Origin of the sequence: Simplicispira sp. (assembly GCF_028687295.1) — a bacterium.
Classification (GTDB): Bacteria; Pseudomonadota; Gammaproteobacteria; order Burkholderiales; family Burkholderiaceae_C; genus Simplicispira; species Simplicispira metamorpha.
Genome location: NZ_JAQUAL010000140.1, coordinates 1 through 8,871, shown reverse-complemented (window position 1 = coordinate 8,871; position 8,871 = coordinate 1). Strand labels below are relative to the sequence as shown.

Annotated in this window: 9 protein-coding genes; 5 read left to right on the top strand and 4 right to left on the bottom strand. The window is 66.6% G+C overall.

The annotated features are described in order from the left end of the window. The first annotated feature begins 342 nt into the window (after positions 1 to 342). Positions 343 to 1,299 (top strand): phenylacetic acid degradation operon negative regulatory protein PaaX, encoded by a 957-nt coding sequence (paaX, locus tag PHX69_RS13315; protein WP_193552689.1) that lies wholly within the window; start codon positions 343 to 345, stop codon positions 1,297 to 1,299. 76 nt (positions 1,300 to 1,375) lie between these two features. Here the strand turns inward: paaX and PHX69_RS13310 are convergent, their stop codons facing one another. Further along, positions 1,376 to 1,714 (bottom strand): DUF1840 domain-containing protein, encoded by a 339-nt coding sequence (locus tag PHX69_RS13310; protein WP_119013406.1) that lies wholly within the window; start codon positions 1,712 to 1,714, stop codon positions 1,376 to 1,378. Here PHX69_RS13310 and PHX69_RS13305 point away from each other — a divergent pair. Beyond that, positions 1,713 to 1,850 carry a hypothetical protein gene (locus PHX69_RS13305; protein WP_288044273.1) on the top strand — a complete coding sequence of 46 codons (138 nt, stop codon included), beginning with the start codon at positions 1,713 to 1,715 and terminating at the stop codon, positions 1,848 to 1,850. The genes PHX69_RS13310 and PHX69_RS13305 overlap by 2 nt on opposite strands. Before the next feature lie 201 nt (positions 1,851 to 2,051). After that, positions 2,052 to 2,360, top strand: a complete 309-nt coding sequence (locus PHX69_RS13300) for a polyhydroxyalkanoic acid system family protein (RefSeq protein ID WP_119013407.1) — start codon at positions 2,052 to 2,054, stop codon at positions 2,358 to 2,360. 11 nt (positions 2,361 to 2,371) lie between these two features. On the opposite strand, the gene PHX69_RS13295 is transcribed toward PHX69_RS13300, so the two are convergent. Beyond that, positions 2,372 to 2,626 (bottom strand): acyl-CoA-binding protein, encoded by a 255-nt coding sequence (locus tag PHX69_RS13295; RefSeq protein WP_119013408.1) that lies wholly within the window; start codon positions 2,624 to 2,626, stop codon positions 2,372 to 2,374. A 290-nt stretch (positions 2,627 to 2,916) separates the two neighbouring features. Here PHX69_RS13295 and PHX69_RS13290 point away from each other — a divergent pair, with 290 nt between their 5' ends. Further along, a complete protein-coding gene (locus tag PHX69_RS13290; protein WP_119013409.1) occupies positions 2,917 to 4,335 on the top strand; it encodes a wax ester/triacylglycerol synthase family O-acyltransferase in 1,419 nt (472 codons plus the stop codon). A gap of 22 nt (positions 4,336 to 4,357) precedes the next feature. On the opposite strand, the gene PHX69_RS13285 is transcribed toward PHX69_RS13290, so the two are convergent. Both PHX69_RS13285 and PHX69_RS13280 read right to left on the bottom strand, forming a co-directional pair. After that, complete coding sequence (locus PHX69_RS13285; RefSeq protein WP_288044268.1) at positions 4,358 to 5,557, bottom strand: M20 aminoacylase family protein; 1,200 nt, start codon at positions 5,555 to 5,557, stop codon at positions 4,358 to 4,360. Positions 5,558 to 5,674: 117 nt separating this feature from the next. After that, positions 5,675 to 6,817, bottom strand: a complete 1,143-nt coding sequence (locus PHX69_RS13280) for an ABC transporter substrate-binding protein (protein WP_119013411.1) — start codon at positions 6,815 to 6,817, stop codon at positions 5,675 to 5,677. Positions 6,818 to 6,923: 106 nt separating this feature from the next. On the opposite strand from PHX69_RS13280, the gene PHX69_RS13275 reads away from it, so the two are divergent. Continuing rightward, the coding region (locus PHX69_RS13275; protein WP_288044264.1) for a molybdopterin-containing oxidoreductase family protein at positions 6,924 to 8,871 on the top strand (1,948 nt) is incomplete at its 3' end.

The window sequence follows — 8,871 nt, the reverse complement described above, 5'->3', positions numbered from 1 at the left end:
CAGCAGGTCTTTGATGCGTTCCCATTGGCTATCGGTGAGGGCGTATCTCTTGGTCATGCACACCCAGGTGGGTACTGAGCAGCAGCCTTCAAGTTTCAGGGGCTATTTGATTGATGACACGCCCTACACAGTGGCAAACGGCTGCTGTAGCAGCGCCCCAAAAAAGACAAGGCGTGCTAGACAAGCCACACGGCCAGAATATGACATTACTGGATACAAAACAGACATCGACGTATCGTTTTATGCCAAGCACCTTGCTGGGCACAGCACAGCAAAGTTGCTGCCACAGGTCAGACAACACCTTGCTTGCAGCAGCAACGGCCCCGCTACCATCGACCACTTATGCACGAACACATCGCATCACAGGCCATTGAGGCCCTTTTGGAAAGCTTTCGCCAGAAAAGCCGCATACAAGCCAGCTCACTCATCACGTCCGTCTTTGGTGATGCCATCCTGCCCCGGGGGGGAAGGGTCTGGCTGGGCAGCCTGATCAAGCTGCTACAGCCCCTGGACATCAACGAGCGGCTGGTACGCACCACGGTCTTCCGGCTGGTCAAAGATGAATGGCTGCAAACCGAGGCCATGGGGCGGCGTACCGACTACATGCTCACGCCCTCGGGGCAGCGGCGGTTTGAAGAGGCCTCGCGGCAGATTTACGCCGCCGAACCACCCCAGTGGGACCGGCGTTGGCGCCTGATCATGGTGGTGGGCGAGTTAGAGCCGCGCCAGCGCGATCGCCTGCGCCAAGCGCTGTACTGGCAGGGGTTTGGCGATACCGGATCGGGCTGCTTCATCCACCCCAGTGCCGAACTGGGCGTGGCCCTGGACGCGCTGGCCGCCGATGGCATGGCCGAGCTGCTGCCGCAGTTGCTCCCCTTGGTGGCTATCAACCCCAAATTCAGCCCCTGCGCCGATGACGCCAGTCTGGTGCAGCGCGCCTGGAACCTGGACGAGCTGGCCGCCGCCTACAGCAGCTTTGTGGCGCGCTACCAGCCCATTCTGGATGCGCTGCGGCAAGAGCCCAGCGACAGCGTGGATGAAGAGCTTGCCTGCCTGGCGCGCATTTTGTTGATCCACGACTTTCGCCGCTTCTTGCTGCGCGACCCGGAGTTGCCCGAAGTGCTGCTGCCCGCAGGCTGGCCCGGCAACCAGGCCCGCCTGCTGTGCAAGGAAATTTACCGGCGCCTGCTCACGCCCTCAGAGCGGCATCTGGACCAATGCCTGCAACTGGCCAACGGCGAGATGCCCCGCGCCTCCAGCCTGCTGCTGCGCCGCTTCCAGATTGAAGACAGCCTGTAAAAACGTGTTCACGGTCTTGCCGGAGGCCCCGTGTTGGGCGCGGCACCACGGCGCGCGCACCTGGAGCACCAGAGCGCTACGCCCCCCAGACCACGTCGTTGTCCTCGGCCGCACTGCGCCGCAGCATCTCGATGAACGGTGCTGCGCGCTGGCGCAGGCGCACCGCATCGGACTGCGCGTCCTCCTCGCCCTCGGCAGACAGGCCTTCGGCCTCGCGATCAGCACGGGCCTGGGCGATGCGCTGCTCTTCGGCGGCCACGGCAGCTTCCAGGGCGCTGATGGCCGCCGGAATTTGCGCTGCCGTCACGATGCCGCGGGCAGCGGGCTCCTTGCCGATGATTTGCAACAGACGGCGCCCCTGGGGCTCCAGCAATATCAGGTCGGCGGTGGAGCGGGATTTGAACTTGTAGAGCATGGAGAGTCCTTCCGTGTGCGAGTCACTGCGGTGCAAAGGATACGCCGACGGCACCGCGCACGACGCCCTGCACCAGCCCCACTGCGGCAACGGCCACCGGACGGGTGGCCTGGCGGCTTGGCCGCACCAGCAGTAACAGGACGCAGGGCCAGGTGTTTGCGGGCACCCTGGCAACGCCATGATTTGAAGCCAAAAACGGCTCTAACGCCCGCCAATACAGCGCAAGCAGCTATCAAAAACAAAGCACTTCATGCACCCCACCAGCGCCGCGCAGGCACCCCGGTTTTATGATGCACGCCCCGCACCTTGCGCGCCGCTCCCTCTGAAAGACCCTCCCATGGCCGACATCCATATCCACCGCCCCCACCAACTGGGCCTGCCCGAGGCGCGCAAGATTGCGCTGCGCTGGGCAGAAAAAGCAGAGCAAAAATTCGACATGGCGTGCGCCTACGAAGAGGGCGAGACGCAAGACACCGTGCACTTCAGCCGTGCAGGCATCAAGGGCACGTTACAGGTACATGCCGACCAGTTCACGTTTGCCGCTGAGCTGGGCTTTTTGTTTGGCGCCTTCAAGCACCGCATCGAGGCAGAGCTTGGGGCGCAGTTTGATGCCCTGCTGGCCCCCGGCACCAGCGCCCAAGCCTGAAGTTCCCCGGCCTACTCCAGCGCAGCAATCAGGTCGATGTACTGCTGCTGGGCCGCATCCGCAGCGGTGCCCTTGAGCTTGTCCCAGGCCTCCCACTTGGCACGGCCCACGATGTCGGAAAAACCAGGTTTCTTCTCGGTGTTGTCGCCCGCAGTGGCCTGCTTGTACAGGGCATAAATCTTCAATAGCGTGGCGTTGTCCGGGCGCTCGCTGAGGTTTTTGGACTGGGCCACAGCGGCCTCAAAAGTGGCGTTCAGATCGGCCATGAAGAATGCTCCTGGGTGTTTTTCTGGATGGGGGAAACAACGGGGGCCACAACAGCCCCCTGCGCGGTAATCTTACGGCCAGCACCGTGCCTCTGGCGGTGCCATCCCTAGAGGCACCTGCCCAAAACCACCGCACACAAATCTGCCCTATGGTGACCCCATCTTCCCTGCGCCCCTCCCCACGCCCTTCTCCACGCACCTCTGCTGGCAGCACCAGCGCCAGCCCCCGCGCGCCACGCAAAGCCAAGCACACAGGGGCCAGCGCAGCGCAGCCCCTGCCCCACGAGCGCATGCGCAAGGTCGATACCGCCTGGCTGCGCATGGACTCGCCCAGCAACCTGATGATGATCAACGGCGTCTGGTGCGTCTCGCCCGGCATCAGCCTGCAAGCGCTGCGTGAGCGCGCCAGCGAGCGCCTGCTGCAATACCCGCGTTTCCGGCAATGCGCGGTCGAAGACGCTACGGGCGCATCCTGGGTGGACGATGCGCAGTTCGACATCACCGCCCACGTCGTGCCCACCACTTTGGCGCTGCGCACCGGTCAAAGCCCACAGGCGGCGCTGCAAGAGCGTGTAGGTGCGCTGGCCATGCAGCCCCTGGACCGCCAGCGCCCGCTGTGGCAGTTTCACCTGATCGAGGATTTTGTCGGTGACGATGGCCAACCCGCCAGCGCACTGATTTTGCGCATACACCACTGCATTGCCGACGGCATTGCGCTGATTGCCGTCGCCCTGTCGCTGGTCGATGGCAGTGCCCAGCCGCCCCGGCGCGCGCAGGCAGCCCCCGCCGCAGCCGCCCTGTCCGCCCACACGCTGGAGGCCCTGGCCACGCGGGCCGCGCAGACGCTGGGCAGTGCGGGCGACTGCGCCGCCCAGTCACTGCAATGGCTGCTCCAGCCAGAAAAAATCCTGTCCACGGGTCTGGCGGGGTCGCACAACGCGGCACACCTGGCCCAGCAACTGGTTCGTGATGCGGCTGCACTGGCGTTTTTGCCCGATGACTCCCCCACGCAGCTCAAAGGCACGCCGGGCACCACCAAGCGCGTGGCCTGGTGCCCGCCCATTGCGCTGGACGAGGTCAAAGCGATTGGCCGGGCGCTGAACTGCTCGGTCAACGATGTGCTGATGTCGTGCGTGGCGGGTGCGCTGGGCAGCTACCTGCACCGCCACGGCGAGGGCACCGAGGGCACCGAAATCCGCGCCATGGTGCCAGTCAACCTGCGCGCCTCCCAGGACACCTGGGAGCTGGGCAACCACTTTGGCCTGGCCCCGCTGCTGCTGCCGCTGGGCATGACCAACCCCATCGAGCGGGTGTACGAAGTGCGCCAGCGCATGAACGCCCTCAAGGGCAGCCTGCAACCGCTGCTGTCGCTGGGGCTGCTGGCGGTGGCCGGCTCGCTGCACCAAAGCGCCCAGAACGCCCTGCTGCAACGGTTCAGCAACAAGACCACTGCCGTGGTCACCAACGTGCCCGGCCCCAGCGAGCCCCTGGTGCTGTGCGGCGCCCGTGTAACGCAGTGCATGTTCTGGGTGCCCCAGTCGGGCAACGTGGGGCTGGGCGTGTCCATCCTGAGCTACGGCGGCGGCGTGCAGTTTGGCGTCATGAGCGACACGCGGCTGTGCCCCGAGCCGCAGCACATCATCGACGCCTTCGCCCCGCAGTTCGAGCAGCTCTCGCTGCTGACGCTGATGCTGCCCTGGGGCGAATAGGCGGGCAGCGTGCGCTGGCGCCTCAGGGCCGCGCCAGCCAGGCCTGCGCCAGCCGCACCCAGTAGGTGGCGCCCAGCGGAATCAGCTCGTCATTGAAGTCGTAGCTGGGGTTGTGCAGGGTGCAGGGGCCGCCGCCATGGCCCAGGGCCCGGTGGTCGCCGTCGCCGTTGGCAATGAAGCAGTAGGCGCCCGGCTTGGCTTGCAGCATGAAGGCGAAGTCTTCGGCGCCCATGGTGGGCTCCTGTGCCAGCACCTGCGCCTCGCCCACGATATCCACCATCACCTGGCGCGCAAAGGCTGCCTCGGCGGGCGTGTTGATGGTGGGCGGGTAGTTGCGCTCGAATTCAAAAGTGCAGGTGGCCTCGTGGGCAGCGCAGGTGTGCTCGGCCACCTGGCGCATGCGCCGCTCGATCAGGTCGAGCACCTCGGTACTGAAAGTGCGCACCGTGCCTTGCAGTTCGCAACTGTCGGGCACGACGTTGGTGGCCTCGCCGGTGTGGAGCATGGTGACCGAGATCACGCCCGCATCGATGGGCTTTTTGTTGCGCGTGATGATGGTCTGGAAGGCCTGCACCATCTGGCAGGCAATGGGCACCGGGTCGATGCAGTTGCTGGGCATGGCCGCGTGGCCGCCCTTGCCGTGGATGGTGATCTTGAACTCGTTGCTCGACGCCATCACCGGCCCGGGGCTCACCGCCATACTGCCCGCTGGCATGCCGGGCCAGTTGTGCATGCCAAACACCGCCTCGACCGGGAACTGCTCGAACAAGCCGTCCTCGATCATGGCGCGGGCGCCCGCACCGCCCTCTTCGGCGGGCTGGAAGATCAGCTGCACCGTGCCATCAAAGTCGCGGTGCTGGGCCAGGTACTGGGCGGCGGCCAGCAGCATGGCGGTGTGGCCGTCGTGGCCGCAGGCGTGCATCTTGCCGGGGTGCTGGCTGGCGTGGGCAAAGGTGTTGGACTCGTGCATGGGCAGCGCATCCATGTCGGCGCGCAGGCCCACGGCGCGGCCACTGGCGCCGCCGTCGCGCCCCACGATGGTGCCGACCACGCCGGTCTGGCCCAGCCCACGGTGTACCGCAATGCCCCACGCGGTGAGCTGGCGCGCCACCAGGTCGGCGGTGCGCTGCTCTTCGTAGCACAGCTCGGGGTGGGCGTGGATGTCGCGGCGCAAGGCGGCGATGCTGGCGGCCTGCGCGGTGATGGCGTCAATGGTGTGCATAGGGCGTTCTCCTGAAGGGATGGTGTCTGTGGGGTGCCGTTGCCTACCTGGGCGGGCAGCGCCGCGCTGCACGGCAAGAACGGGGGCAGGCGATTGGAAAGGGGTTCTTGGCAGGGGCTAGGTGCGAACCCGGCCATCGCTGGTGAGCATGGACAGCTCCACAAAGCGGGAGCCGGAATGGTCGGTCGGGCTGAACGCCACCGGAAAACCTGCCACCGGAGACTGGATGCTCTCCAGCCCGGCAATCAGTGCATCGCGGGTGATTTTGCCTGCCGTCGCCTGGGCGCGACGCAGCCCCTCGGTGAAGACACGCGCGGCCAGATAGCCCTCCAGGCTGGAATAGTTGGGCTGCACCTTGTGCCCCCCGAGCTTGATCGACTCCAGAAACTCGCGCGTGAGTTGCTGCGTGGGCTGGAAGGGCGAAGGCACCACCTGCGACACCACCACCCCCGCCGCATCTTTGCCCAGGGCGTTGGCCAGCGCCTGGGTGCCCACAAAAGACACATTGTGGAAAGTCCCCCCGTAGCCCGCCTTGCGCGCCTCTCGCACAAAAGCGGCGCTGGAGGCGTAGGTGCTGATCTGCACCACCGCGTCGGGCTTGGTGGCCAAAATGGTGCGCACCGCAGCGCCCACATCCAGCGAGTTGCGCTCCACCGTGGCCTGGGCCACAGGCTGGAGCTTTTTGGCAGCCAGCGCGCGGCCCACGCCATCCAGGCCCGCCTGACCATAGCTGTCGTTCTGGTGGAACACCGCTACCTTCTCCAGCCCCAGGTGGGTGAGCTGGCCCACGATCAGCGCCGTCTCCTGGTGGTACGAAGCGCGCACGTGGAACACCTGGCGGTTAAACGGCGTGCGCAGCGCATCGGCCCCGGTAAAGGGCGCAAAAAATGGCACCTTGGCCTGCGTGACCAGCGGCAAGGCGGCCAGGCTGGTGGGCGTGCCGATGTAGCCAAACAAGGCAAACGCCCCCTCGTCAATCAACTGGCGCGTGTTTTGCGCACAGCGCGCGGGCTCGTAGCCATCGTCGAGCACGCGCAGCTCCACGGTGCTCCGCCCCACCCCGCCTTGGGCATTGAACTGATCGAACCACAGCTTGGCCCCTTGGTAAAACTGTATGCCCAGCTGCGCCGCGGGCCCTGACAGCGGGGCCGACTGCCCCAGCACGATGCGCTCATCGCTCTGCGCGCGCACTGCTGACGTGCCCGCCAGCGCGGCCAGACCCATGGCGAATTCCCTGCGCCGCCACACTCCGTTGTTCATGGTGAAATGCCTCCCCGATCATGCAAAGAACAGACTTCCCGCAGCGCGCCAAGCAGCTTGCGGGGGCCCAGCAGCCCAGTGTATGAAAAGCAGGAACACCACACACATGCCCACCCACATACCCCTGGCCACCACCGCCCCGGTGCGCGGCGCCTGCCCGCACGACTGCCCCGACACCTGCGCCCTGCTGACCACCGTAGAGGATGGCGTGGCCGTGCGCGTGCAGGGCAACCCCGCCCACGCCCAGACCGATGGTGTGCTGTGCGCCAAGGTGGCGCGCTACCCCGAGCGCACCTACCACCCCCAGCGCATCCTGACGCCCCTGAAACGCAGCGGCCCCAAAGGCAGCGGCCAGTTCATACCCGTGGGCTGGGATGAGGCCCTGGCAGACATCGCAGCGCGCCTGGGCCAGATTGCCGCGCGCAACCCGCAGGCCATCGTGCCCTACAGCTACGCAGGCACCATGGGCCTGGTGCAGGGCGAGAGCATGGACAGGCGCTTTTTCCACCGGCTGGGCGCCTCGCTGCTGGAGCGCACCATTTGCGCCAGCGCCGGGGGCGAGGGCCTGGCGCGCACCCTGGGCGCCAAGGTGGGCATGCGGGTGGAGTTTTTTGCCGAGTCCCAACTCATCCTGATCTGGGGCAGCAACTCCATCACCAGCAACCTGCATTTCTGGCGCCACGCCCAAGAGGCCAAGCGCCGGGGCGCCCGGCTGGTGTGCATAGACCCGCGCAAAAGCGAAACCGCCGACAAATGCCACGAACACATCGCGCTGCTGCCCGGCACCGATGCCGCGCTGGCGCTGGCGCTGGTGCACGAACTCATCACGCACGACTGGCTCGACCACGACTACATCGCCCGCCACACCCTGGGCTGGGAGGGCCTGCGCGCACGCGCCCTGGAGTGGCCGCCCGAGCGCGCCGCGCAGGTGTGCGGTGTGCCCGTAGCGCAAATCCGGCAACTGGCGCGCGATTACGGCACCACCCAGAAGGCCGCCATCCGCCTGAACTACGGCATGCAGCGCGTGCGCGGCGGTGGCAATGCCACGCGCGCCATCGCCTGCCTGCCCGCCCTCACGGGCGCCTGGCGCCACCGCGCGGGCGGCCTGCTGATGTCCAGCTCCGGCCACTTTGCCGTGCAGCGCGCCGCCTTGCAGCGCCCCGACCTGCTGGCAGGCCGCCACCCGCGCAGCATCAACATGAGCACCATTGGTGATGATTTGCTGCGCCCGGCATCGCCCGGCTTTGGCCCGCAGATTGAGGCCCTGGTGGTCTACAACAGCAACCCCGTGGCCGTGGCCCCCGACTCGGGTCAAGTGGTGCAAGGCTTTGCCCGCGAGGATTTGTTCACCGTGGTGCTGGAGCACTTCCAGACCGATACCGCCGACTACGCCGACTACCTCCTGCCCGCCACCACGCAGTTGGAGCACTGGGACATCCACCTGTCCTACGGCCACACCGATGTGCTGCTCAACCAGCCCGCCATTGCGCCGCAGGGCCAGGCGCGCAGCAACACGCAAATCTTCCGCGACCTGGCCGTGCACATGGGTTTTACCGAGCCCTGCTTTGCCGAGGACGACGAGCAGCTGTGCCGCCAGGCCTACGGCGCGCAGGTGGACTTTGCCCAGCTGCTGGCGCAGGGCTTTGCCCCCACTGGCGCACCCGAGGCGCCGTTTGCCGATGGCGGCTTTGCCACGCCCTCGGGTCGATGCGAGTTTTTCAGCCAGGCGCTGGCCGACCAGGGCCACGATGGCCTGCCTGACCATGTGCCCAACCACGAGGCGGCGGGCACGTCAAAGCGCTACCCGCTGGCAATGATTTCACCGCCAGCGCGCAATTTTTTGAACTCCACCTTTGTCAACGTGGCCAGCCTGCAACGCCTTGAAGGCCGCCCGCTGCTGGAGCTGCACCCCGATGACGCTGCCGCGCGCGGCATTGCCGACGGCGCCGTGGTGCGCGTGTTCAACGACCGGGGCAGCTACCTGTGCCACGCCGCCGTCAACGCACGCGCCCGGCCCGGCGTGGTGGTGGGCCTGGGCGTGTGGTGGCGCAAGC

Bases quoted from the DNA above. Each gene is read 5' to 3' on its own strand.
- PHX69_RS13280 (WP_119013411.1), bottom strand. From the start codon at position 6,817: ATGAACAACGGAGTGTGGCGGCGCAGGGAATTCGCCATGGGTCTGGCC.
- PHX69_RS13285 (WP_288044268.1), bottom strand. From the start codon at position 5,557: ATGCACACCATTGACGCCATCACCGCGCAGGCCGCCAGCATCGCCGCC.
- PHX69_RS13310 (WP_119013406.1), bottom strand. From the start codon at position 1,714: ATGCTCTACAAGTTCAAATCCCGCTCCACCGCCGACCTGATATTGCTG.
- paaX (WP_193552689.1), top strand. From the start codon at position 343: ATGCACGAACACATCGCATCACAGGCCATTGAGGCCCTTTTGGAAAGC.
- PHX69_RS13305 (WP_288044273.1), top strand. From the start codon at position 1,713: ATGGAGAGTCCTTCCGTGTGCGAGTCACTGCGGTGCAAAGGATACGCC.
- PHX69_RS13290 (WP_119013409.1), top strand. From the start codon at position 2,917: ATGCGCAAGGTCGATACCGCCTGGCTGCGCATGGACTCGCCCAGCAAC.
- PHX69_RS13295 (WP_119013408.1), bottom strand. From the start codon at position 2,626: ATGGCCGATCTGAACGCCACTTTTGAGGCCGCTGTGGCCCAGTCCAAA.
- PHX69_RS13300 (WP_119013407.1), top strand. From the start codon at position 2,052: ATGGCCGACATCCATATCCACCGCCCCCACCAACTGGGCCTGCCCGAG.